Source organism: Nonomuraea sp. NPDC049750 (genome assembly GCF_040659625.1).
GTDB lineage: Bacteria > Actinomycetota > Actinomycetes > Streptosporangiales > Streptosporangiaceae > Nonomuraea.
Genome location: NZ_JBFANB010000007.1, coordinates 59,859 through 82,853, shown reverse-complemented (window position 1 = coordinate 82,853; position 22,995 = coordinate 59,859). Strand labels below are relative to the sequence as shown.

Annotated in this window: 24 protein-coding genes; 15 read left to right on the top strand and 9 right to left on the bottom strand. The window is 69.1% G+C overall.

The features are described from left to right. Positions 1 to 66: 66 nt before the first annotated feature. Positions 67 to 2,190, top strand: a complete 2,124-nt coding sequence (locus AB0J16_RS20695; RefSeq protein ID WP_358541611.1) for a transglycosylase domain-containing protein — start codon at positions 67 to 69, stop codon at positions 2,188 to 2,190. 72 nt (positions 2,191 to 2,262) lie between these two features. Here the strand turns inward: AB0J16_RS20695 and AB0J16_RS20690 are convergent, their stop codons facing one another. The 3 genes from AB0J16_RS20690 to AB0J16_RS20680 are packed head-to-tail and all read right to left on the bottom strand — an operon-like array spanning position 2,263 to position 4,817. Further along, entirely contained in the window at positions 2,263 to 4,233 is a 1,971-nt protein-coding gene (locus tag AB0J16_RS20690) for a thioredoxin domain-containing protein (RefSeq protein ID WP_358541609.1), read from the bottom strand. A 24-nt stretch (positions 4,234 to 4,257) separates the two neighbouring features. After that, complete coding sequence (locus AB0J16_RS20685) at positions 4,258 to 4,527, bottom strand: hypothetical protein (RefSeq protein WP_358541606.1); 270 nt, start codon at positions 4,525 to 4,527, stop codon at positions 4,258 to 4,260. Next, entirely contained in the window at positions 4,524 to 4,817 is a 294-nt protein-coding gene (locus AB0J16_RS20680) for a hypothetical protein (protein WP_358541604.1), read from the bottom strand. Before AB0J16_RS20680 ends, AB0J16_RS20685 begins: the two co-directional genes overlap by 4 nt. A 160-nt stretch (positions 4,818 to 4,977) precedes the next feature. On the opposite strand from AB0J16_RS20680, the gene AB0J16_RS20675 reads away from it, so the two are divergent. Continuing rightward, positions 4,978 to 6,129: a hypothetical protein gene (locus AB0J16_RS20675; RefSeq protein ID WP_358541602.1), complete on the top strand. Its 1,152-nt coding sequence runs from the start codon at positions 4,978 to 4,980 to the stop codon at positions 6,127 to 6,129. 28 nt (positions 6,130 to 6,157) lie between these two features. On the opposite strand, the gene AB0J16_RS20670 is transcribed toward AB0J16_RS20675, so the two are convergent. The 3 genes from AB0J16_RS20670 to mca form a co-directional block, all read right to left on the bottom strand. After that, on the bottom strand, positions 6,158 to 6,451 hold the full coding sequence (locus AB0J16_RS20670) for a GNAT family N-acetyltransferase (protein ID WP_358541600.1): 294 nt from the start codon (positions 6,449 to 6,451) through the stop codon (positions 6,158 to 6,160). Beyond that, the gene (locus AB0J16_RS20665; RefSeq protein WP_358448767.1) at positions 6,452 to 6,616 is read right to left on the bottom strand and encodes a hypothetical protein; all 165 of its coding nucleotides are present in this window, start codon (positions 6,614 to 6,616) and stop codon (positions 6,452 to 6,454) included. 64 nt (positions 6,617 to 6,680) lie between these two features. Then, on the bottom strand, positions 6,681 to 7,565 hold the full coding sequence (gene mca, locus AB0J16_RS20660) for a mycothiol conjugate amidase Mca (protein WP_357944021.1): 885 nt from the start codon (positions 7,563 to 7,565) through the stop codon (positions 6,681 to 6,683). Between the two features lie 134 nt (positions 7,566 to 7,699). On the opposite strand from mca, the gene AB0J16_RS20655 reads away from it, so the two are divergent. The 12 genes from AB0J16_RS20655 to AB0J16_RS20600 all read left to right on the top strand — a co-directional run bounded on the left by AB0J16_RS20655 (position 7,700) and on the right by AB0J16_RS20600 (position 19,406). Continuing rightward, positions 7,700 to 8,122: a DUF4307 domain-containing protein gene (locus tag AB0J16_RS20655; RefSeq protein ID WP_358541597.1), complete on the top strand. Its 423-nt coding sequence runs from the start codon at positions 7,700 to 7,702 to the stop codon at positions 8,120 to 8,122. Positions 8,123 to 8,227: 105 nt separating this feature from the next. Further along, entirely contained in the window at positions 8,228 to 8,728 is a 501-nt protein-coding gene (gene greA, locus AB0J16_RS20650) for a transcription elongation factor GreA (protein WP_225296428.1), read from the top strand. A 134-nt stretch (positions 8,729 to 8,862) separates the two neighbouring features. Beyond that, positions 8,863 to 10,008 (top strand): C40 family peptidase, encoded by a 1,146-nt coding sequence (locus AB0J16_RS20645; RefSeq protein ID WP_358541595.1) that lies wholly within the window; start codon positions 8,863 to 8,865, stop codon positions 10,006 to 10,008. Positions 10,009 to 10,077: 69 nt separating this feature from the next. Beyond that, entirely contained in the window at positions 10,078 to 10,599 is a 522-nt protein-coding gene (locus AB0J16_RS20640) for a hypothetical protein (RefSeq protein WP_358541593.1), read from the top strand. Positions 10,600 to 10,849: 250 nt separating this feature from the next. After that, entirely contained in the window at positions 10,850 to 12,643 is a 1,794-nt protein-coding gene (locus AB0J16_RS20635; protein ID WP_358541591.1) for a phosphoenolpyruvate carboxykinase (GTP), read from the top strand. 359 nt (positions 12,644 to 13,002) lie between these two features. Continuing rightward, entirely contained in the window at positions 13,003 to 13,953 is a 951-nt protein-coding gene (locus AB0J16_RS20630) for a TIGR04222 domain-containing membrane protein (protein ID WP_358541589.1), read from the top strand. A gap of 105 nt (positions 13,954 to 14,058) precedes the next feature. After that, positions 14,059 to 15,030: a DUF692 domain-containing protein gene (locus AB0J16_RS20625; protein ID WP_358541586.1), complete on the top strand. Its 972-nt coding sequence runs from the start codon at positions 14,059 to 14,061 to the stop codon at positions 15,028 to 15,030. Then, positions 15,027 to 15,509 (top strand): hypothetical protein, encoded by a 483-nt coding sequence (locus AB0J16_RS20620; protein ID WP_358541584.1) that lies wholly within the window; start codon positions 15,027 to 15,029, stop codon positions 15,507 to 15,509. Before AB0J16_RS20625 ends, AB0J16_RS20620 begins: the two co-directional genes overlap by 4 nt. Positions 15,510 to 15,666: 157 nt before the next feature. Further along, a complete protein-coding gene (locus AB0J16_RS20615; RefSeq protein ID WP_358541582.1) occupies positions 15,667 to 16,500 on the top strand; it encodes an amidohydrolase family protein in 834 nt (277 codons plus the stop codon). 19 nt (positions 16,501 to 16,519) lie between these two features. Next, a complete protein-coding gene (locus AB0J16_RS20610; RefSeq protein WP_358541580.1) occupies positions 16,520 to 17,035 on the top strand; it encodes a hypothetical protein in 516 nt (171 codons plus the stop codon). A gap of 82 nt (positions 17,036 to 17,117) precedes the next feature. Continuing rightward, positions 17,118 to 17,879 carry an isoprenyl transferase gene (locus tag AB0J16_RS20605; protein ID WP_214639665.1) on the top strand — a complete coding sequence of 254 codons (762 nt, stop codon included), beginning with the start codon at positions 17,118 to 17,120 and terminating at the stop codon, positions 17,877 to 17,879. Positions 17,880 to 18,086: 207 nt separating this feature from the next. Next, complete coding sequence (locus AB0J16_RS20600; RefSeq protein ID WP_357944034.1) at positions 18,087 to 19,406, top strand: PhoH family protein; 1,320 nt, start codon at positions 18,087 to 18,089, stop codon at positions 19,404 to 19,406. 3 nt (positions 19,407 to 19,409) lie between these two features. Here AB0J16_RS20600 and AB0J16_RS20595 read toward each other — a convergent pair whose 3' ends face one another. From AB0J16_RS20595 to AB0J16_RS20585, 3 genes are read right to left on the bottom strand one after another with little or no spacing between them, the layout of a single operon-like run. After that, positions 19,410 to 19,922: a hypothetical protein gene (locus tag AB0J16_RS20595; RefSeq protein ID WP_358541577.1), complete on the bottom strand. Its 513-nt coding sequence runs from the start codon at positions 19,920 to 19,922 to the stop codon at positions 19,410 to 19,412. Continuing rightward, positions 19,915 to 21,327, bottom strand: a complete 1,413-nt coding sequence (locus AB0J16_RS20590; RefSeq protein ID WP_358541575.1) for a HAMP domain-containing sensor histidine kinase — start codon at positions 21,325 to 21,327, stop codon at positions 19,915 to 19,917. The genes AB0J16_RS20595 and AB0J16_RS20590 overlap by 8 nt, the downstream gene beginning before the upstream one ends. After that, a complete protein-coding gene (locus AB0J16_RS20585) occupies positions 21,324 to 21,998 on the bottom strand; it encodes a response regulator transcription factor (RefSeq protein WP_358448785.1) in 675 nt (224 codons plus the stop codon). The genes AB0J16_RS20590 and AB0J16_RS20585 overlap by 4 nt, the downstream gene beginning before the upstream one ends. Positions 21,999 to 22,351: 353 nt before the next feature. Between AB0J16_RS20585 and AB0J16_RS20580 the strand changes: the two genes are divergently transcribed. After that, on the top strand, positions 22,352 to 22,987 hold the full coding sequence (locus AB0J16_RS20580; RefSeq protein WP_358541572.1) for a lytic transglycosylase domain-containing protein: 636 nt from the start codon (positions 22,352 to 22,354) through the stop codon (positions 22,985 to 22,987). The last annotated feature ends 8 nt before the right edge of the window (positions 22,988 to 22,995 follow it).

Sequence of the window (22,995 nt, the reverse complement as noted above, 5' to 3'; positions counted from 1 at the left end):
CCAGCTGACGGGGGTTTGGCGAGGCGCGATCGGGGGTTTTGGGTGCGGATCGGTGGTGAAAAGGGCATGCGAAAGCGGCGAATCCTTAAACGGCTGTTGATCGTTTTCGGCGCCGGGATCCTCTTGGCCATAGGGCTTTTCGCCGTCGCGTGGGCGATGACCCCGATCCCCGACAGCACCCAGAAGGACGCCACGGCCCAGGGGTCGGTGATCTACTACCGCGACGGCAAGAGCGTGCTCGCCAAGAAGGGCATCGATCGCAGGAACGTTCCGCTGGACAAGGTTCCCCAGCACGTACGTGACGCGGTGATAGCAGCCGAGAATCGCTCCTTCTACCAAGACGGCGGCGTCTCGGTCAAAGGCACCGCGCGAGCCGTGTGGTCCACCATCTCCGGGCAGCAGCTCCAGGGCGGCTCGACGATCACCCAGCAGCTGGTCCGCAACTACTACAGCGGCCTCAGCCAGGAACGGTCCATCACCCGCAAGTTCAAGGAGATCATGATCTCCATCAAGGTCGACCAGTCCAAGTCCAAGGACTGGGTCCTTGAGCAGTACCTCAACACGATCTACTTCGGCCGCGGCGCCAACGGCGCCCAGGCGGCCGCGCAGGCGTACTTCGGCAAGGACGTCGGCAAGCTGAGCGTGGCCGAGGGCGCCTACCTGGCCGCGGTGATCCAGCAGCCCAGCCGCTTCGCCGACCCCAAGGGCGCCGACCTCGACGCCGCCGAGGCCCGCTGGCAGGCCGTGATCGACGCCATGCGGCAGACGGGCACGCTCACCGCCGAGCAGGCCGCCGCCCAGACGTTCCCGGTGCTCAAGGCGCCGAAGAAGCCGTTCGAGCTCAAGGGCCAGGCCCAGTACATGCTCGACCAGGTCACGGCCGAGCTCAACCGGCGCGGCTACACCGACGAGGACATCAACGGCGGCGGGTTGAGGGTCGTCACGACGTTCGACAAGAAGCTCATGCAGGCGGCCGAGAACGCGGTCAAGACCGTGCTGCCCGACTCGACGCCCAAGAAGGTGCGCACCGGGCTCGCGGCCGTCGATCCGGCCACCGGCGAGGTCGTCGCCTTCTACGGCGGGCGGCCCGACCGCTCCGAGTACGACAACGCCTTCTCGGCCAAGGTGATGGCCGGCTCCACCTTCAAGCCCTACACGCTGGCCGCCGCGCTCAACAACGGCTTCGACCTGTCCACCAGGGTCAACGGCAACTCGCCGATGCGCGTGGCCTCGGCCAGCAAGCCCATCCCCAACGACAGCGACCGCTCGTACGGCGAGATCAACCTGATCAGCGCCACCCAGAACTCCGTCAACACCGCCTTCGTCGACCTCGGCCAGAAGGTCGGCCTCGACAAGGTGGCCGCCACCGCCGTCGCGGCGGGCATCCCGGAGACGCAGCTCAAGCAGCACGAGGCGGCCGCCACGTTCCCGCTCGGCGTCGCCTCGCTGAGCGCCGTGCAGAACGCCTCCGGCTTCTCCTCCTTCGCCAACGGCGGCGTCCACATGGAGGCGCACGTCGTGAAGTCGGTGACCGCCCCCGACAGCAAGAAGAACGTGATCAAGGGCGCGTCCACCCAGGTGGTCAGCGAACAGGCCGCCGCCGACACCACGTACGCGATGCAGCAGGTCGTCAAGTACGGCACCGGCACCGCGGCCAGGCTGTACGACCGCCCGGTGGCCGGCAAGACGGGCACCACGGACAACTCCCAGGCGGTCTGGTTCAACGGCTTCACGCCGCAGCTCGCCGTCGCCGTCGACATGTTCCGCGAGGACAACAAGCCGGTGGAGATCCCGGGCTACGGGGTGCAGTTCGGTGGGCAGCTGCCCGCCCAGGTCTGGCGGGCGTTCATGACCGAGGCCATGGCGGGCAAGCCGGTCATTGAGTTCCCCGAGCCGTCGAACTACGGCTATGGCTCCGACGACTGGGCCCGCCCCGATCAGCGCCAGGACATGCCGCAGGAACCGCAGCACACCCAGGCACCCGACCCGTGGTCCTCGCCCACCCCTGAGGCCACCGAGCAGCCGAGCACGGAGCAGCCCACCACGCAGGGCCCGGACACCCAGCAGGATCCGCCGCGGCAGAACGACACCGGCGGCCCGCCCACCGGCCAGCCGGACGTCCCCACGACCGGACCCGACGAGAACAACACCGGTCGGTGGAGCGACACCGGCCGGTCGCCGGTCGGCTAGGCCGATCGCGGGTCGGCCAGGCCGGTCATCGGTCACCGGTCGGTTGGGCCGGTGACTGGTCGGCTAGGCCCGTCACCGATCGGCTAGCTCGGCCCGCAGCTCCTCCAGGGTGGTGACGGGCATCCGGCAGGTGAAGCCCCGGCACACGTACGCGGCGGGGGCGCCGCCGACCGGCCCGCGGCCTTCCAGCAGCTCGGGCCCGCCCGGTGGCACGCCTTCGCCGTCGCCCAGCGCGACCACCAGACCGGGAACGTCGGCCAGCAACGCCTCGCGGTGCAGCGCCCGCGTACGCGGGTCGTCCATCGGCCCGACGACCGCCACCTCGACGGGACCACTGAGCGCCGCCCGCGCCACAGCCAGCCCCCAGCCGGCGAACCGCGCGTGCCCCGTGGCCAGCACGGACACCGTGCCCAGCGCCGCGTAGGCGGCCTCACGGTGCCGTGTGGACCCCGTCAGCGCCGAGTAGGACAGCAGCGCCCCGGCGGCGGCGTACTGTCCCGACGGGGTCGCGTTGTCGGTGGGATCCTGCGGCCGCTGGAACAGCCGTTCTGCGTCGTCGGCCGTGTCGTAGAACCCGCCCTCGCCGTCCCCGAACCGGTCGAGCACGGTGTCGAGCAGCGAGCCCGCCAGCCGGTGCCAGCGCGTCTCCCCGGTCACGCCGTAGAGGGCGATCAGCCCCTCGGCCAGGTTCGCGTAGTCCTCCAGGACTCCGGCATTGCGGCCCGCCCGCCCGTCGCGCGAGGTCCGCAGCAGCCTGCCGCCGTCCATGTGCACGTCTTCTAGCAGCTCCGCCGCCTGCCGGGCGGCCGCCACCAGGTCCGGCCGGTCGAACACCGTGCCGGTCTCCGCCAGGGCGGCGATGACCAGACCGTTCCACGAGGCCACGACCTTGTCATCACGACCCGGCCGGACCCGCCGCTCCCTGGCGGCGAGCAACCGCGCCCGTACGTCGTCGAACCGCGTCGCGTCATCCGTGTCAGGGTCGGTGAGCAGCTGTAGCACCGACGTGCCGTGCTCGAACGTCCCCCGCACCTCGAAGAGCCGCGTGGCCCACTCCCCGTCCTCCTCGCCGAGCACCTCACGCAGCTGCTCCGGCGTCCAGACGTAGAACCGGCCCTCCTCGCCCTCACTGTCGGCGTCGAGCGCCGAGGCGAAACCGCCCTCGGCGGTACGCAGCTCGCGCAGCAGCCACTCCGCCGTCTCCAGCGCCACCCGCCGGGCGAGGGGCGCCCGGCTCGCCTTCCACCAGTGCGTGTAGACCCGCAGCAGCAGCGCGTTGTCGTACAGCATCTTCTCGAAGTGCGGCACCACCCAGCCCGCGTCGACGCTGTAGCGCGCGAAACCGCCGCCGAGCTGGTCGTACATCCCGCCGCGCGCCATCGACTCCAGCGTGCGGCCGCTCATCTCGGTCTCGCCGGAGCGCAGCAGGAACTCCAGCACCATCGACGGCGGGAACTTGGGCGCCCCGCCGAACCCGCCGCGGACCCTGTCGAACGACTCCCGCAGATTCCGTACGGCCAGCGCCAGCGTCTCCTCGCCGGGCAGCGGCCCGGTGGGCAGCGTCGTGTGCGCGTTGAGCGCCTCGACCACCTTCGACCCCTGCTCGGTGACGCTCGCCCGGTCACCGGCCCACGCGTCGCGCACACCACGCAGCAGCCGCTGGAACTGGAGCCGCGGGAAGTAGGTGCCGCAGTAGAACGGATGGCCCTCGGGCGTGGCGAACACCGTCATCGGCCAGCCGCCCTGGTGGATCATGGCCTGGGTGGCGCTCATGTAGACGGCGTCGACGTCGGGCCGCTCCTCGCGGTCCACTTTGACGTTGACGAAGTGCTCGTTCATCAGCCGCGCGGTGTCGGCGTCCTCGAAACTCTCGTGCGCCATCACGTGACACCAGTGACACGCTGAGTAGCCGACCGACAACAGAACGGGTACATCGCGCCGGCGCGCTTCCTCGAACGCCTCCGGCGTCCAGGGCCACCAGTCGACCGGATTGTCAGCGTGCTGAAGCAGATACGGCGACGTTGCATCAGCTAGCCGGTTCATACGGCCAAGGCTCTCACAACGCCGTCAGAACAGGACGATGCGGGTGAGGAGCACCTGTTGATTCTTCCGGTCGATCCGATACTCGGCAATGCCGTGTCCCTTGGGGATGAGGATTTCCCGCCAGTCGGGATCAGCGCCGACTTGATCGCTTCCCGTCAGCCAGGGGTCCTGGCAGATGGCAACAGTGAGTGCGGCCACGGTCGAGAACAGTTCCGCCGAGACCGACGGGTCGGCGAGCGTGTCCGCCACGACCTCCGACGGCACCACGGGCCGTAGGTTGTCGTCCTCGCTCACTTCGCGCCGCGCTCCTGCCGTCGGCGCACGATCTTGTCCATGGTCGTGGTGGGCAGAGTGCCTGCTTCGGCCGCCGCGCGAACGCGGTCACGATTGGGGTCGGTGTCGAGCATCGCCCGTCCCCACCAGGCGTTGAGCACGCCGTCCAGCTCAGGTCCCTGCTGAGCCTCCAGAAGCTCCGCGAAGAACTGCGCACGGCGGCCACCCCGCAGCGCGCTGGAGATGCCGCCGATCGTCCGTGGCACCCTGGGGTGGTCCGCTGTGCCACCGTGGACAGGCTGAGCGCTCATGACACCACCTTTCACGCTGTTCAGCGTACGTCCTGATCTCAGTTGTCCGCAGGAATCCCGTGGCACCGGTGGCACGGCGAAGCCGACGCCGATCAGCAGCGGCTCGTCGGGTCGGTGGCAACACGTGTGGTGGGGACGGCGGGGGCGTAGGTTACGGAGCGTGGATCTGGACTTCGTGTGCACGCATGCCGGCCGCCCCGCCGCCGCCCTCACCCGCAGGGACGTGGCCCGCGCCTTGCTCGCCGTGCCCTCCGGGGTGGCGCTGGTGGCGCTGCCCGACCTGCGGCGCGCGTTGATGGCCGCGGGCAACCCGCTCTCCCTGGCGTTCTGGGAGTCGGCCAGGACGACACTCAGCACGATCGAGTCGGGTGTCGCCACGGTCGGCGACGTGCAGCGCTGGGTCGAGTCGACCGGCACCGAGCCCATGCTGATGACGCCCGGCTACTTCGTCTGGCCGGAGGAGGACGAGCGCGGGCCGGTGGCCGAGGAGATGTTCTCGCTGCTCGTGCGGTATCTGGAGGAACGTGTCAGCGCGGGGGAGATCGACCCCGACGCGCTGGTCGCCGGTGATTCGGGGGCCCGCAGGACGTACGAGGAGCTTCAGGAGCGCTGGCTGAGCGAGCCGCAGCCTGACGGCCGGGTGCCCGGGTTCGCGGTCAGTGACGAGCAGGACGAGGAGTTGTTCGCCGCGTGGGATGAGGAGGAGGCGTTCGCGCTGGCCGAGCTGCGGCGGATCGTCGGCGAGCTGCCCAAGCCGCCCGAGCTGCCCGCCGACGAGCTGCGGCGGGCCGGGGCGCTGCTGCGTGAGCTGCTCGGCCTGCCCGGCTACCCGGCGAACGTGCTGCGGGCCTGCGCTGGGCTCGACGACCGGCTGATGCCCGAGGACGACGGCGAGCTGTGGCTGTCGGTGGCGGCCGGCATCGCCGGGCCCATCTCCGACCTGTCGGAGGCCGGCGACAGCCTGGAGGAGTTCGCGGACATCGACGGTGACCTCAGCCACGAGGACACCGTGCTGGCCAACCTGTGCGCCATCCAGCACGCCGACTGGCTGGCCGCGGTGGCGGCCCTGACCAGGCTGGGGCCCGGCGTGCTCGCCTCGCCCGAGCGGCTGGCCCGGCTCATCGCCGAGTCGGAGGACATCGACATCGACGACCAGGACGCCGACGACCTCGACGCGACCGAGCGGCTGTTCGTGCCGGTGGTCACCTTGTGGGGTTATCTGGGCATCGTCGACACCGAGGACGTGCTCACCCCGCTGGGCTGGTGGGGCCTGCCCAAGGCCCTCGAACGCGCCTGGTCACCCAGCGACTGACGTCGCCTGAGCGGCTGAAAGCGCGTGGTCACCCAGCGGCTGAGTCGTCGACCAGATCCTTGTACTGGGGGTGGCGCTGGATGTACTTGGCGACGTACGGGCAGAGGGGCACCACTCGCAGGCCGGTGTCCCTGCTCGCGTCGAGCGCGTGCCCGACCAGCTTGCCCGCCAGGCCCTGCCCCTCATGCTGGGGCAGCACCTCGGTGTGCGTGAAGACGATCTTCGTGGGCAGCAGGCGGTAGTCGGCGAACCCGGCGACCGTGCCGTCCACAAGAATCTCGAACCGGCTCTCCGCCGCGTTGTCGACTATTTCGACCGGCATCTATTCGGCCTTCTTGTCGTCGATGTCGGCCGCCCGGGGCACCTGGATCTTCGACATCTGCTTGTTCATCGATTTGATCAAGATGTACAGGGCGACCCCGATGAGGGCGACGACGACGAAGCCGAGCAGGCCCGGACTCACATCACCCGCTGCGAGAGTTATCACTCCTCCAGTCTGCCACCGGGGGGTCATGCTCCGGTCAGCGGCAGGCGGCGGGCGTGGATCGCCGTCAGTGGCAGGCGGCGGAGACCTCGTCGGCGTGGATTCCGGCGAACAGATCGTCTTCCGGCAGCTCGGTGTCGACCAGGGAGCGCGCCAGGTGGTAGTCCTCGGTCGGCCAGATCTCCTGCTGGAGCTCACGCGGGCAGACGAACCAGAAGCCGTCGGGGTCGACCTGGGTGGCGTGCGCGAGCAGCGCCTCGTCGCGCAGCTCGAAGTAGTCGGCGCAGGGCACCCGGGTCGTCACCGGCCACTTGGCGGGCCGGTCCTCCCAGCGGGAGATCCAGTCGGAGTAGGGGGAGCCCATGCCGCGCGAGGTCATCGCGTCGTGCAGCGCCTCGAACCGCTCCTTGGTGAAGCCCATTTGGTAGTAAAGCTTCAGCGGCTGCCACGGGTCGCCGGTGCCCGGGTAGCGGTCGGGGTCGCCGGCCGCCTCGAACGCCTCCACCGAGACCCGGTTGGTCATGATGTGGTCGGGGTGCGGGTAGCCACCGTCGTCGTCGTAGGTGACGATGACGTGCGGCCTGAACGCGCGCACGGCGGCGACAAGGGGCGCGGAGGCGTCTTCGAGCTTCTGCACCGCGAAGCAGCCCTCGGGCAGCTCCTCCTCCTCGTTCTCCGGCAGGCCGGAGTCGACGAAGCCCATGAACTCCTGCTGAACTCCAAGAATCTCCCGCGCGCGGGCCATTTCCGCTTTGCGGACCTCGCCGATGTTGTCGACGATCTCCGGCCGGTCCATCTTAGGGTTGAGCACAGAGCCTCGCTCACCACCCGTGAGCGTACAGACCAGCACGTCAACGCCTTCGCGGACGTAGCGCGCCATGGTGGCGGCGCCCTTGCTCGACTCGTCGTCGGGGTGGGCATGGACGGCCATCAGTCTCAACGGTGCACTCACGGGCTCGATGTCTCCTCAGTTGGACCGATCACTCGCCCAGAGAGGTTAGGTTCAGCTGGGCAGTCGCGAGGGCGTGACCCCCGCAGGGAACAATTGTCTCGGATAACGCTGAGGGAGTGCAGGGAGATTCCGCCATGGCCACCGAAGATGTCGAGAGCCGTCCAGTTCTCGGCACACCCGACGACTTCCCCGATCGTCCTGAACGCAGGGGCCGCTTCGTCGTGCACGTCGTCATCGGCGTGCTGGTGGCCATCATCGCAGGTGGCTGGGGCTACGTGATGTGGTCGATGACCGGCGGCAACACCGGGGCCATCCCCCAGGTGGTGTCGTTCCAGGCCAATCGCCCGGACGAGGCCGAGATCACCTTCGAGGTGAGCAAGCCGGCCGACCGGGTCGCCGTATGCCGGATCAGGGCCACAGATGTCAACCACGCAGAAGTGGGCAGCAGGGAAGTAAGAATTCCGGCTGGTGGGGGTAGTAAGCAGCTCAAGGAGCGCCTGGACACGAGTGCCCAGGCCACGTCCGTCCACATCCAGTACTGCAATCTCGTAGAATGAGACGTTTGAGGAAGCGTACGAGCTGTTGAGTTGTTAGCCTTTCGCAATTCAACCGCACGCAACCTCAAGTGATCTCAGGGCCCCCTAGGCAAGCAAGGAGAACCCGTGGCCGACTCTCGCGATGAGAACGTCACATGGCTGACGCAGGAGGCGTACGACCGTCTCAAGGCGGAGTACGAATACCTCTCGGGCCCAGGGCGCGTCGACATCGCCAAGAAGATCGAGGCCGCCCGTGAGGAAGGTGACCTGAAGGAGAACGGCGGCTATCACGCGGCCAAGGATGAGCAGGGCAAGATGGAGGCCCGCATCTTCCACCTCCGGCAGATCATCGACAACGCCCAGGTGGGAGAGGCACCGAAGACCGAAGGGGTCGTCGGCCCCGGCATGACCGTGACGATCCGGTTCGTCCGTGACGACGATGAGGTGACCTTCCTGCTGGCGTCCCGTGAGGAGAGCGGCGCCCCGATCGACGTGTACTCGCCGAAATCGCCCCTTGGTGCGGCGATCAATGGTAAAAAGATCGGCGAAAAGGCGACCTACTCCATGCCCAACGGTCGCCAGAACACCGTCGAGATCCTCGAGGCCGTTCCGTACATCGGCAACTGACTTCCGAAGACACAACCCGCCGGGCCCACGACGGTCCGGCGGATTTTTCGCGTTCCTCCGGTATTCGGCAGGATCTCAGCTTCCTGGTCCGCTCCAGGAAGCGGCGTGACCACCACAAGCTGGTCCCGTTCATCGTGGTTTCGCTCGTCGCGGTGCTGACCGCCGACCTGCTGCTGCTCGCGCAGGTGGGCCAGCGGCAGGTGGGCGGCCAGCTGCCCGCGGCCGCCGTACGCCCGCAGCACCGCCCCGCGCCCCAGCAGACCCTTGCGGCCGAGAGTGGCAAGACCGCGCAATCGGTGACGCAGCCGGTGAAGCCGCTCGGCCAATTACACAAGCCCAACCTCTTCGTGGTCACCCGCAAGCCGCTGACCAACGAACTGCTGCGCAAGGTGGCGCGGCTGCGAGGGGTGACCGCCCTCGAACTGGCCGACGCGGCCTCGATCATGCTCGACGACAAGCGGGTGCAGACCCTCGCGGTGGACCCCTCGACCTTCCGCGCCTATACGCCCAAGGTCACGGCGGCCTCCGACGCGCTGTGGAACAACGTGGCGGCCGGCGACGTGGCGGTCTCGTTCGTGCTCGGCAGCGACGGGGGCCTCAGCCTGCACAGCCGGGTCCGCGGCCCCGCCGGGCCGCTGCGCATCGGGGCCTACGCCACGACCGGCTTCGGGGCGGTCGACGCAGTCGTCTCCCGCGAGGTCGGACGTACGCTCGGCCTGCCGCGCGACAACGCGCTGATCGTGAGCGCGCCCAAGGCCAATTCCGACAAGCTGCGCAAGGCCCTGCTCAAGGTGCTGCCCAAGGGCACGCAGACGGCCATGGTCAACCCGGTGCTGCCCCCCGCGCAGGCCAAGGTCCGTACCTGGGCGGCCGGCTCGTTCATGAGCGGCGAGCAGATCACCGTCGCGCTCAGGGCCGCCGCCACCAAGCTGGGCAGGCCGTACGTGTGGGGTGCGGAAGGCCCTGACACGTTCGACTGCTCGGGCCTGGTCCAGTGGGCCTTCGCGCAGGCGGGCGTGCGCATGCCGCGGGTGACGCACCAGCAATGGATGGCCGGGCCGCAGGTGCCCCTCGCCCAGATCCAGCCAGGTGACCTGATCTTCTGGCGCCTGGACCCGACCAATCCCGGCTACATCTCGCACGTGGCGATCTACTGGGGCGACGGCAAGATGGTGGTGGCCCCGCGCACCGGCGACGTGGTCAAGATCGCCCCGATGAGCACCCGGAACCTGGCCGGGATCGTCAGGGTCAGCCCGATGCTCGCGGCCCGCGTTCGCTGACGGCTTCATTCATAAAGAGGCAGCCCTTCCGTACGTGCTTTTTCCCCGCAACCGTGTAATTCTAATTACATGGCAAGTGATGAAGCAGCGGCCCAGATCAAGGGCTGGTTCACCGGGCGGTTGCCCGAGGAATGGTTCACCGAGGCGCCGGAGATCGTCCTGGACCGCGAGGAGATCGCGGTGCTCGGCACACTGCCGGAGCCCAGCTCCGAGGGATCGGACGTCGAGCAGGCGGCCCTGATCGAGGGGCTCATCGGGCGGTTCAGGGAAGAGACGCGCGAGCGCCGCATCGAGATCGCCAAGGAGGCCGAGCGGCGGTTCCGGCAGAAGGTGTCCTGGGGTGTCGTCTGCGGCGACACCACTGTGATGTTCACCACTCTTTCGGTGCCCGTCATGACACGCCTGCGACAGCAGGAACGCCAGGTGCTCGACACGCTCGTCGCCGCGGGCGTGGCCCGTAGCCGCAGCGACGCGCTGGCCTGGTGTGTACGACTGGTCGGAAAGCACACCGACACCTGGCTGTCCGAACTGCGAGACGCGCTGCAACACGTCGACCGAGTTCGCTCCGCCGGGCCTGACGTCAATTCCTGAGAGTACGCAGGAGAAACTCTCCGGCGAATGGACTAAACCTCTTGCGAAATTGGTTTAGACCAACTTCATTCGCCGGGCAGTGGGCGGGTCGCTTTCTTTTGAAACCGCTTCTTCGGGGTAGGCTCCCCCAATCATCGAGGCCGCAGCCTGCGGCGACGGCCGGATCCAGGCATAGGTCTATGCCAATTGGCTTTTTCGCGCCGTCGTCGTGAATGATGTTTGGGCCCTGAAGAGTGGAGGAGCCGCCGCCGTGTCCGTTTCCGTGGAAGTACCCGCCCCGACGAGCAATGCCGAATTGGTCGCCTGGGTGAACCAGATCGCCGCATTGACCCAGCCCGACCGGATCGAGTGGTGCGATGGCTCGGAGGAGGAGTGGACGCGCCTGACCAACCTGCTCGTCGAGCAGGGCACGTTCACGCGCCTGGCCAAGCGGCCCAACAGTTTCTACGCCAAGTCCGACCCGACCGACGTGGCCCGGGTCGAGGACCGCACGTTCATCTGCTCCGAGCGCGAGGAGGACGCCGGGCCGACGAACAACTGGGTCGCGCCCGCCGAGATGCGCCGGACGTTCGACAAGCTGTTCGCCGGCAGCATGCGCGGCCGGACCATGTACGTCGTGCCGTTCTGCATGGGACCGCTGGGCGGGGAGATCTCCCAGCTCGGCGTCGAGATCACCGACTCGCCGTACGTGGCCGTCTCCATGCGGGTCATGACCCGCATGGGGGAGCGGGCGCTGCGCCTGATCGAGGAGCGCGGCGAGTTCGTCAAGGCCGTCCACTCCGTCGGCGCGCCGCTGGCCGACGGCCAGGAGGACGTGCCGTGGCCGTGCAGCTCGACCAAGTACATCAGCCACTTCCCGGAGAGCCGCGAGATCTGGTCCTACGGCTCCGGCTACGGCGGCAACGCGCTGCTCGGCAAGAAGTGCTACGCCCTGCGCATCGCCAGCGTCATGGCCCGCGACGAGGGCTGGCTCGCCGAGCACATGCTCATCCTCAAGCTGACCCCGCCCTCGGGCGAGACCCGCTACATCGCGGCCGCGTTCCCGAGCGCCTGCGGCAAGACCAACCTCGCCATGCTCCAGCCGACGATCCCCGGCTGGAAGGTCGAGACGGTCGGTGACGACATCGCCTGGATGCGGTTCGGCGACGACGGCCGCCTCCACGCCATCAACCCCGAGGCCGGCTTCTTCGGCGTCGCGCCCGGCACCGGCGAGGTCACCAACGCCAACGCGGTCAAGACGCTCTGGGGCAACAGCATCTTCACCAACGTCGCGCTGACCGACGACGGGGACGTGTGGTGGGAGGGGCTCACCGCCGAGCCGCCCGCGCACCTGACCGACTGGAAGGGGCGCTCGTGGACGCCGGAGTCCGACGACCCCGCCGCCCATCCGAACGCGCGCTTCACCACCCCCGCCGCGCAGTGCCCGACCATCGCCCCCGAATGGCAGGACCCCAAGGGCGTGCCCATCTCGGCGATCCTGTTCGGCGGCCGCCGCGCCACCGCGGTGCCGCTGGTCACCGAGTCGCTGAGCTGGGAGCACGGCGTCTTCCTCGGAGCCAACGTCGCCTCCGAGAAGACCGCCGCCGCCGAGGGCAAGGTCGGTGAGCTGCGTCACGACCCGTTCGCGATGCTGCCGTTCTGCGGCTACAACATGGGCGACTACTTCGCCCACTGGCTGGAGATAGGCCGCCGCGAGAACGCCAGGCTGCCGCGCATCTACTACGTGAACTGGTTCCGCAAGAACGCCGACGGCAAGTTCATCTGGCCCGGCTTCGGCGAGAACAGCCGCGTGCTCAAGTGGATCGTGGACCGGCTCAACGGCGAGGCCGAGGCCGTGTCCAGCCCGATCGGCCTGCTGCCGGACGCGCTCGACGTCGAGGGCCTGGACCTGGCGGAAGAGGACCTGCGTACGCTGCTCACGGTCGACCGCGAGGTGTGGCGCGAGGAGGCGGCGCTGATCCCGGCCCACTTCGACAAGTTCGGCTCGCACCTGCCCAAGGAGCTGTGGGAGGAGTACAACGCCCTCCTCGACCGGCTGAGCTGACTCGTCGGCTGAGCTGATTCACCGGGTGAGCTGATTCGCCGGCACTGAACGGAACCAGCCAGGCACTGAACGGAACCAGCCAGGCACTGAACGGAACCAGCCAGGCACCGAACGGAACCAGCCAGGCACCGAACGGAACCAGCCGGGCACCAGCTGGCACCAACCGGCATCGACCGCGCCGGCCGTCTTCGTGACGGCCGGCGCGGTCGCGTGTCCGGGCGGTGCTGGCGAGGCTCAGGCAGGCGTCCGGTAGGCCACAGAAAGGTGTCCTGCGGGGGGGAACCTTTATGTCGGGCTTAGGCGTCAATCGGATACCCGGCATCGTCCGTCTCCCGGTCGCACCGGAGAGGAGGCCGCAAGTGGATCTGATCCCCCTGGTCCTGTCCGTGGTCTTGGCGCTGGTCATCGCGACCACCGCGGCCACGATCAAGCGCGAGCACGCCAGGGTGCGTGCCGTGAACTTCCGCGTTCATGAGCTCGGCCATTACGAGATCGCCTACCTCGCCGGCGGCCCGCGCCGGGTCGCGAACACCGCCATCGCGCTGCTGGCCAAGTCCGGCGGACTGCGCGTCTCACGCGGCGGCAACCTGCACGCGGTCGCGGGCGCCCGTGCGAGCCACCCGGTCGAGGAGGCGGTGCTGGCCGCCGTCGCCGCCGGCTCCAAGGGCGTCTCCGCGACCGTGATCAGACGCGAGATCGGCGGCGGTGTCGCGATGGACGAGATCCGGCATCACCTGACCGGGCTCGGCCTGCTCGTTCCCGGCGAGACGCTGGTGCCGGTCCAGACGCTGCTCCGCCGCTTGCGCCTGCTGTCGTGGCTGGCCCTGGCCGGCGCGGCGCTCTCGGTGGCAGCGGTGATCTTCCTGTCGATGGGGCCGTTCACCTTCGTCGGCGGCCTCGTCTTCGCGTTCACCGGCGCCGCCGGACTGATCGCGGTGGCCAGGCACCAGCGGGCCATGCGCGACGCGCTGAGCTCGGCGGGGCACGACGAGCTGAGCCGGGCCAGGCAGGCGTGGGCGCCCATGGGATCCGCGAGCTCCGGGGGCGAGGCGTTGTCCCTGTCCGTCGCCCTGTACGGGATAGGGGAGCTGCATGACCCGAGCCTGGAGGCCGAGCTCAACGCCCACGAGGCCGACGAGGGCTCTGGCTGCGCCGCCGGGGTCTGCGGTGGCGGCAATCCGGGATCGAGCGGCGCGTTCGGCGCGGGTGGCGACTTCGGTTCCGGTGGCGACTCCGGCTCGTCGGGCTGCGGAGGCTCCTCTGGTTGCGGGGGCGGCGGTTGCGGCGGCGGGGGCTGCGGGGGCGGTTGACGTTAAGGAGCCGACGTTAAGGAGATCGACGTTAAGGAGCCGACGTTAAGGAGCTTGGCGTTAGGGAGCTTGACGTTAAGGAGGCTGGTGGTGAAGGAGGCTGACGTGGGGGTTGCTCTTGGCGTGGGCATCGGCTGGCGGCGGGAGCTGGACCTGACGATCGAGCGGATGGCGGACGTCGACTTCGTGGAGGTCGTCGCCGAGAACATCACCCCGGCCCGGCTGCCCGAGTCCCTGCGCGTCCTGCGGGCCAAGGGCGTGCCGGTGATCCCGCACGGTGTGTCCCTGGGCGTCGGCGGCGCGGAGCCGCCGGACCCGGCCAGGCTCGCGCATCTGGCGGGCTGCGCGGAGGCTCTGGACTCGCCGCTGGTGAGCGAGCACCTGGCGTTCGTCAGGGGCGGCGGGCACGAGGTCGGTCACCTGCTGCCGATCCCCCGCACCCGAGAGTCGCTGGACGTGGTGACGGAGAACATCCGCCAGGCCCAGGCCGCCCTCCCGGTACCCCTGGCCCTGGAGAACGTGGCCGCCATCTTCGGCTGGCCGGGCGACGAGCTGACGGAGGCGCGGTTCCTGGCCGAGCTGGTGGCACGCACCGGCGTACAACTGCTCGTGGACGTGGCCAACCTCTACACCAGCCAGCGCAACCTCGGCCTGTCGGCGCTGGAAGCACTCGACGCGCTACCGCTGGATCACCTCGCGTACGTCCACGTGGCCGGCGGGTATGAGCACAAAGGGATTTGGCACGACACCCACACCACCGCGGCGCCCGAGCCCGTCCTGGACCTGCTGACCGAGCTGTGCGCCCGCACCACACCGCCGGGCGTGCTGCTGGAGTGGGACGACGAGTACCCCAGCGACGCGGTGCTGTCGTCGGAGCTGGCCAGAATCAGGACCACCATGGCCCGAGGCAGCGCAGTCATGGCCCGGGACGGCGCAGCCATGGTCCGGGACGGCGCCGCCGTAGCCCGAGGCGGCGCGGTCATAGCCCCGGACGGCGCCGCCGTAGCCCGGGACGGCGCCGTCATGGCCTCGGACGCGACCGTTCTGTCCCAGGACGGCGTGGGCCGTCCGCGATGAGCACGGAAGCCGCCAGGCAGCGCCTGGCCGCCGCTCAGGCGAGGCTCGTCGCGGCCCTGATCGCCGGGGGAGACGTGCCGGACGGCTTCGATCCCGAACGGCTCGGCGTCCAGGCGGGGAGCTTGATCGGCAAGCGGCGAAGCATCGTGGCCAGGCTCCGCCCCGACGCCGCGCGGGCCGCCGGAGGTGACCTGATCGCGGAGTTCGCCGCGTACGCCACTGCGCGCGAGGCGCCGCCCCCGGGCTACCGCGCGGACGCCGACGACTTCGCCGCCTGGCTGCGTGATCACGGCCGGATGCCCGAGACACCCGCCCAGTCCAGGCGCGGCTGGATGCCCGAGCTGCTCGCCAAGATCGGGCGCGGGCAGACGCACGCTCAGGCCGGGCGCGGCTGGTGGTCTCGCTTTCGAGGGCCCCGGTCGTCCCGCCGCCGCGGAATGGGGCTCACCGGTCGCCGAAGCTCGCGCCCGCGCAGCTGACGCCCCCTGAGTGGGGTCCCCAGCCACGTGGTCGGTACCGGTGCGGTGGGCGCTCGCGTGGTCGGTACCGGTGCGGTGGGCGTCCGCGTGGTCGGTGGTCGCCCGTGTGGTCGGTGGCTCTTGATCTGGGATGTCCAGACATCCTAGGTTTTGTCGGGTGATAGTGGATGCGCACCAGCATTTCTGGAATGTCGAGACCGGCTGGTACACCTGGCTGACCCCCGACCTAGGCCCCTTGCACCGCACCTACGCCCCCGAGGACCTGCGGCCGGAGCTCGCCGCCATCGGCATAGAAGCCACGGTCCTGGTGCAGGCCGCCGACTGCTACGAGGACACCGACGCCATGCTGGCCCAGGCCGAGGCGCACGACTTCATCGCCGCGGTCGTCGGCTGGGTGCCGCTGGAGCGCCCTGAGGAGGCCGCGGCGGCCATCGATCGCTACGGGAGACATCCGAAGTTTTCCGGTGTCCGCCACCTCATCCACGACGAGCCCGACCCCGACTGGGTGGTCCAAGAGCGCGTCCTGGAGTCGCTGGGACTGCTGGCCGACGCCGGTCTGACCCTCGATGTGCCGTCGCTGCTGCCGCGCCACCTCGACCACGTGGTCACCCTCGCCGAGCGGCAGCCGAATCTGAAGATCGTCATCGACCACCTGTCCAAGCCGCGGATCAAGGACCATGAGTGGGAGCCGTGGGCCGCCCAGCTCACCCGGGCCGCCGCGTGCCCCAACGTGTACGCCAAGGTCTCGGGGCTGGTCACCGAGGCGGACCACCAGGAGTGGACCGTGGAGGACCTCAGGCCGTACGTGGAGCACGCGGTGGAGGCGTTCGGGCCCGAGCGGCTGATGTACGGCAGCGACTGGCCTGTGGCCCTGCTGGCGGCCGACTACCGGACGGTCTGGGAGGTGGCGACGGCCCTGCTCGGCGGCACCGATCGAGACCAGGTATTCGGTGGTACAGCTGGGTATTTCTACGGGTTTGGCGGAGTTTGACGGGGGATACCCTCTTGACATGGGAGGACTCCGCTGTGTTGACGGCTCATACCTGACCGTCACGCCCGTCGCGTGCACGGACAGCGTCGGCATGCCCTACGAGATCACCCTGGAACTCCGCCGCGACGGCGCGCCGTACGGGATCGTCGGCGAGCGGTGCGGCTGGCTGCTGGAACGGCTGGCGCGCGGCGTCAGCCGGGCACGCGAGGCGCAGGAAAACGGCGAAGCGGGCAAATGGCCGGATCCTGATGACAGGTTCCCCGGCGACGAAGGCGGGAGCGAGCTGTTCTGGTTCCGATATCGCGCGAGGTCCGGCGCGGTGAACGGCGGGGAGCTACGCTGCCAGCTCAGGACCATCCCCATCTGGCTACCCGCACAGGGCGAGTGGCGGGTGACCCGCAGGGCTTACGTCGAAGCCTGGGGCTCCAGCGGCGTGGGGATGCGGGCGGTCCTGACATCGTCCGAGTTGGCCGCGTTCGTACACGGTCTGGTCGACGAGGCGGAGGACTGCCTGGGCGGCCGGGATTCCGGTTGAGGGGGCAGGCTGGGGTGAAACGCGGTGATAATTGCCTGTTGGGTCATTCGACCATAGGCACGGCACCGATGGGGAGGACTCCGTGGGCCTGCGCGATCTGGTCTACCGGCTGTACGAGCACCGGCTGGAGACCAAGCTGTCGAAGGACAGCGTCCCCCGGCACGTGGGGGTCATCATCGACGGCAACCGGCGCTGGGCGCGGGCCATGGGCATGCGTGATGTCGCGAGCGGTCACCGCAAGGGTGCCGACAAGATAGCCGAGCTGGTCACCTGGTGCCGCGAGACCGGCGTCGAGGTGGTCACCATCTGGATGCTGTCCAACGACAACCTCAACCGGCCGAGCGAGGAGCTGGAGCCGCTCCTGCGCATCATCGAGGACGTGACGCGGGAGCTGGTGGAGGCGGGCTGGCGGATCAGCCCGGTCGGCGCGCTGGATCTGCTCCCCGACCGCACGGCGAATGTCCTCAAAAACGCAAAAGAAGTCACATCGCACCGTCCCGGCCTGATTGTGAACGTTGCAGTTGGGTATGGAGGAAGGCGTGAGATTGCCGATGCGGTGCGCTCACTCCTCCAGGAGCACGCCAGCAAGGGTGCCAGCATCGAGGACCTCGTCGAGGTACTCGATGTCGAGCACATCGCGGAGCATCTCTACACTCGCGGCCAACCCGACCCGGATCTTCTCATCCGGACCTCAGGCGAGCAACGCCTGTCGGGCTTCATGCTGTGGCAGAGCGCTCACTCAGAGTTCTACTTCCATGAGGCATATTGGCCCGACTTCCGCAGGGTGGACTTCCTGCGGGCGCTGCGCGATTACGCCGCGAGACACCGACGTTACGGTTCCTGACCGGACAACTGGGTATTCAGGACGTAACGTGATAAGTGTCCGGCCACAGGCCGGACACTCCGGAGAGGGCCCGCCTTTGCACCAACACCTGCCGCGGGGGGCCGGAATCCGGCGCCGCCGGCAGATCGTGGTCGGGGACGCGGGTCCGGTCCGGTTCCCACCTCGTCTGCAGGGTGCCCGTCTCGATGGGCGCCCGGGGGAGAACGTGTGGCAGTGTCCTCGAGCAACCCTTCGATCAACCCGGCCAAGCGCACGTACGTGCTGGACACCTCGGTCCTGCTAGCGGACCCGGCGGCCATGACCCGGTTCGCGGAGCACGACGTGGTCCTCCCGATCGTGGTCATCACCGAACTGGAGGGCAAGCGACACCACCCCGAACTCGGCTATTTCGCGAGGAAAGCTTTGCGCTACCTCGACGATCTACGAGTTCAGTACGGCCGGCTGGACGAGCCGATGCCCACGGGAGACGGCACGATCAGGGTTGAGCTCAACCACAGTGATCCATCCATCCTGCCCGTCGGGTTCCGCCTTGGCGACAATGACACCCGCATCCTGACCGTGGCGCGCTCGCTCGCCGCCGAGGGCTGCGATGTCGTGCTGGTCTCCAAGGACCTGCCCATGAGGGTCAAGGCCGCCTCGATCGGCTTGTCCGCGGAGGAATACCGCGCCGAGCTGGTGGTCGAGTCGGGCTGGACCGGGATGGCCGAGGTCCAGGTGACCACGGAGGACGTGGGAACACTCTTCGAGCACGGCACGGCGGATCTGGAGGAGGCCAGAGACCTGCCGACGCACACGGGCCTGCGGATGCTGTCGGCCAAGGGCTCGGCACTCGGCCGCGTGCTGCCGGACAAGTCGGTGCGGCTGGTGCGCGGCGACCGGGAGGTGTTCGGCCTGCACGGCCGCTCCGCGGAGCAGCGCATCGCGCTCGACCTGCTGATGGACCCGGAGATCGGGATCGTCTCGCTGGGCGGGCGCGCGGGCACCGGCAAGTCGGCGCTGGCACTGTGCGCGGGTCTGGAGGCCGTGCTGGAGCGCCGCCAGCACCGCAAGGTCGTCGTCTTCCGCCCCCTGTACGCAGTCGGCGGCCAGGAGCTCGGCTACCTGCCCGGCTCCGAGGGCGAGAAGATGGGCCCGTGGGCCCAGGCGGTCTTCGACACCCTGGGCGCGGTCAGCTCTCCCGAGGTGATCGAAGAGGTGCTCGACCGCGGCATGCTGGAGGTGCTGCCGCTCACGCACATCCGCGGCCGGTCGCTGCACGACGCGTTCGTGATCGTGGACGAGGCGCAGTCGCTGGAGCGCGGGGTGCTGCTGACCGTGCTGAGCAGGATCGGCGCCAACTCGCGGGTGGTGCTCACCCACGACATCGCCCAGCGTGACAACCTGCGGGTCGGCCGGCACGACGGCGTCGTGGCGGTGGTGGAGAAGCTGAAGGGCCACCCGCTGTTCGCGCACGTGACGCTGACCAGGTCGGAGCGCTCGCCGATCGCCGCGCTGGTGACCGAGATGCTGGAGGACATCACCCTGTAGAGGTCACTTCAGGTCGCCGCAGATGAACCGTCCCTCCGTCTTGGAGGGGCGGTCGTCCGGGTACTGGTGGATGATCTTGACCTGCTCGAACGCGGCGTCCTGCTGGGCCGTACAGACGATCTGGGCCTTGGCCAGTTTGCTGAGCGTGCCCTCGCCCCTGATGAAGACGGTGAGTGTCGAGGTGCGCGGCAGCTGGATCTCGTCGCGCTGGATGGGGTTCAGCGAGTCCTCGATGCGCTCGAAGGTGAAGCCGCGCAGGGCGGTGTCCCGGTCGCCGAGCGGCATCCCGGAGGCGTCGAACAGGGCGGTGAGCAGGCTGCTGACCGTGTCGGAGTCTACGTCGGCGGGTTCCAGCGTCAGCTTGCCGTTCTTGAGCAGGTAGATGGTCTTCGACGGCGGCGGCACCTCGATGACCGGCGGCGCGGCCCGTTCTTCGACGTCCGTGGGGGAGATGCCACAGCCGGCCACCGCGAAGAGAGCGAGGAGCGCGGCCACGAGGGCCCGACGGTCAGCCATGAGGCAGCCAGACGGTGAAGAGCGTGCCCGGCTCCTGCCGGCGCACCGAGATGGTGCCGCCGTGCAGGTGTACGTTGGCTCGCGCGATGGCCAGACCCAGACCGCTGCCCTGGCTGCGCGCCCGCCCCGCGCCGGCCTTGAAGAAGCGGTCGAACACATGGGGCATCGCCTCGACCGGGATGCCCTTGCCGTGGTCGCGTACCTTGACCTCCAGCCCGTTCTTGGTGGCCCTGGCGTTGACCACCACGGGCGGCAGTCCGTGCTTGAGCGCGTTGCCGACCAGGTTGGCCACGATGACGTCGAACCTCCTCGGGTCGAGGTTGACCGTCAGGATGCGGGAGGTGTGCACCTCCACCTGCTCGCTCCAGCCGCGTACCTCCAGGCAGTCGTGGATGGCGTCGCAGACGTTGACCGGCTCCAGGTTGAGCGTCGCCGTGCCCGCGTCGAAGCGGCTGATCTCGATGAGGTGCTCGACCAGGCCGCGCAGCCGCTCGATCTCCCGCAGCACCAGCCGTACCGCCTCCGCGGGCTCGCTGGGCAGCCGCTCGGCCTCCTCGGAGAGCATGTCGGCCACGGCGGTCATCGCGGTGAGCGGGGTGCGCAGCTCGTGCGAGACGTCGGCGACGAAGCGGCGCGACAGCGCCTCCAGCGAGCGCAGCTCCGACACGCTGAGCTCCAGCGCCGCCGCCGCGTCGTTGAACCTGGAGGTGAGCTCGGCCAGCTCGTCCTGACCGTGTACGGGCAGGCGCGTGTCCAGGCGGCCCTGGCCGAGCGCCTGCGCGGCGGCGCTGAGCCGCCTGACGGGCAGCAGCACCTGCCTGGCCGACAGTAAGGCCACGACCAGGGCGATCAGCAGGATGACCGCGCCGCCCTGGGTGAGCGTGCCCCTGAGCGTGGACAGCTGGCGCTCGTCGTCGCGCAGCGGGAAGAACACGAAGGCCCGCAGGCCGGTGGCCTCGGGTCCACCGTCGGTGCTGCGGTAGACCTCGGCGCCGACGATGAGCCAGAGCTCGTCGTGGATGAGGGTGCGCTGGGTGACGACGTTCCGCTTGGCGCGGCCGTACAGCTCGTTGGGCACGTCGTTCATGTTCAGCGGGCCCTCGGCGTAGGCCAGGTTCTTGTACTCGACGACGACGCTGCGGCCGGGGCCGTTGAGGGACTGGGCGACGTTCTCCAGGTTCTTGGTGGTGGGCGGGGCCTCGCCCTGCCGGAGCGTGCCGACCGGGAAGGTGATGCGGCCCAGCTCCCTGGTCACCAGGTCGATGGAGGTGTCCTCGGCCCGTTTGATCAGTGCCGACTTGGCCAGCTCGAAGCCGATGGTGGCGACCAGGAAGGAGGCGGTGACGGCGACCAGGGTGAACGTGATGACCAGGCGCGCGCGCAGCCCGGTGGGCAGCGGGATCACGGAGGGCTGAACCGGTAACCGAACCCGCGCACGGTGTGGATGAACACCGGCTCCGCCGGTCTCGGTTCGATCTTCGCGCGTACCCGCTGTACGCAGGCGTCGACCAGGCGCGAGTCGGCCACGTGCGTGTGGTCCCAGACGGCCCGCAGCAGGTAGCGCCGGTTGAGCACCTGGCCGGGATGCCGTACGAGCTCCAGCAGCAGCCGCAGCTCGGTCGGCGTCAGGTGGATCTCCTTGCTGGCGAGCGTGACCTTCAGCGCGCCCCGGTCGATCATGAGGTCGCCGAAGGAGATCCGGTCGGAGGCGGCGGACTCGGCCCGGCGCAGGATGGCGCGGATGCGGGCGTCCAGGACCCGGGGTTCGACCGGTTTGACCACGTAGTCGTCGGCGCCCGCCTCCAGCCCGACCACCACGTCCAGGTCGTCGCCGCGCGCGGTGAGCAGGATGACCGGGAGCTGGTCGAGTCGGCGGATGCGCCGGCACACCTCGACCCCGTCCATGCCGGGCAGCATGACGTCGAGGATCGCGATCTCGGGGCGGCGGGACCTGACGTGGTCGAGGGCTTCCTCGCCGGTCGCGTACGACGTGACGGAGTGCCCCTGCCTGGTCAGCGCCAGCTCTAGAGCCGTGCGGACGGAGGGGTCGTCTTCGACGAGGAGGATGCCAGCCACGCGGACATTATTCTTCCCAGCTGCGACTATCTGCGTTCTGTCATGAAACTGTGACATGGCGCGCACAAGACCCAAAACAACGCCAGGCACGCTAGAAGCGGCCCTCCCTTCGGTGACGGGCGCCCGAAGGGCGGGCCGGATGATGTGATGAAAATCACACCGCTGGTAAATCTGGGCGCCAACCAGCCTGTTAGTAAATGTGGCGCCAATCGGATATCCCGTTTCGGTTGCGGACCACCCCCCATGACAGGGCAAGCTCATGGGTCGTGAGCCCTGGTCCGCAGTTGAGTGAGCGCCCCGCGCCGGAAACCCCCCGCTCGGCACGTCGACCGGCCCGTTCGTCCTCGCGGACAGTGAAGCGCGTGGTGGTCATCGGGTTGTCCGTCGTGGTCGTCTGTGGCGGCGGTGCCTTCGTCGCCTACCGAGCGATCCAGAACGCCAACACGCCGCCCACGCCCATCTCGGCGGAAGACTTCGGCCGGATCGCCAGCGGCGACCTCTACGCGCCCGACCCCGACAGCGACGCGCTCAAGGAGGCGGGGGTCAAGGCCTACCAGGCGCGCAAGCTCAAGGAGAGCCGCAAGGGCGGCAAGCCCGACGACCTCGACTGGATCGTGGTCAAGAAGAAGTCACCGGGCGGCGACGGGTTCCCGCCGGCCAACTTCCCGCCGGGCAGCAACCCCTCGCCGGGCAGCAACAAGGCCGTCGCCAAGCAGATGCTGTCCGGGGCTGGCTTCGGCGCCGACCAGTGGGGCTGCCTGGAGTCGCTCTGGCAGAAGGAGAGCGGCTGGAACGAGCGGGCCATGAACCGCTACTCCGGCGCCTACGGCATCCCGCAGTCCCTGCCCGGCAGCAAGATGGCCAGCGCGGGCGGCGACTGGCAGACCAACGCGGCCACGCAGATCAAGTGGGGCCTCGGCTACATCAAGGGCCGCTACGGCACGCCCTGCGCCGCCTGGGGGCACTCGCAGGCCAGCGGATGGTATTAACGAACCAT

Bases quoted from the DNA above. Each gene is read 5' to 3' on its own strand.
- AB0J16_RS20695 (WP_358541611.1), top strand. From the start codon at position 67: ATGCGAAAGCGGCGAATCCTTAAACGGCTGTTGATCGTTTTCGGCGCC.
- AB0J16_RS20690 (WP_358541609.1), bottom strand. From the start codon at position 4,233: ATGAACCGGCTAGCTGATGCAACGTCGCCGTATCTGCTTCAGCACGCT.
- AB0J16_RS20680 (WP_358541604.1), bottom strand. From the start codon at position 4,817: ATGAGCGCTCAGCCTGTCCACGGTGGCACAGCGGACCACCCCAGGGTG.
- AB0J16_RS20670 (WP_358541600.1), bottom strand. From the start codon at position 6,451: ATGCCGGTCGAAATAGTCGACAACGCGGCGGAGAGCCGGTTCGAGATT.
- AB0J16_RS20655 (WP_358541597.1), top strand. From the start codon at position 7,700: ATGGCCACCGAAGATGTCGAGAGCCGTCCAGTTCTCGGCACACCCGAC.
- AB0J16_RS20640 (WP_358541593.1), top strand. From the start codon at position 10,078: ATGGCAAGTGATGAAGCAGCGGCCCAGATCAAGGGCTGGTTCACCGGG.
- AB0J16_RS20620 (WP_358541584.1), top strand. From the start codon at position 15,027: ATGAGCACGGAAGCCGCCAGGCAGCGCCTGGCCGCCGCTCAGGCGAGG.
- AB0J16_RS20610 (WP_358541580.1), top strand. From the start codon at position 16,520: ATGGGAGGACTCCGCTGTGTTGACGGCTCATACCTGACCGTCACGCCC.
- AB0J16_RS20595 (WP_358541577.1), bottom strand. From the start codon at position 19,922: ATGGCTGACCGTCGGGCCCTCGTGGCCGCGCTCCTCGCTCTCTTCGCG.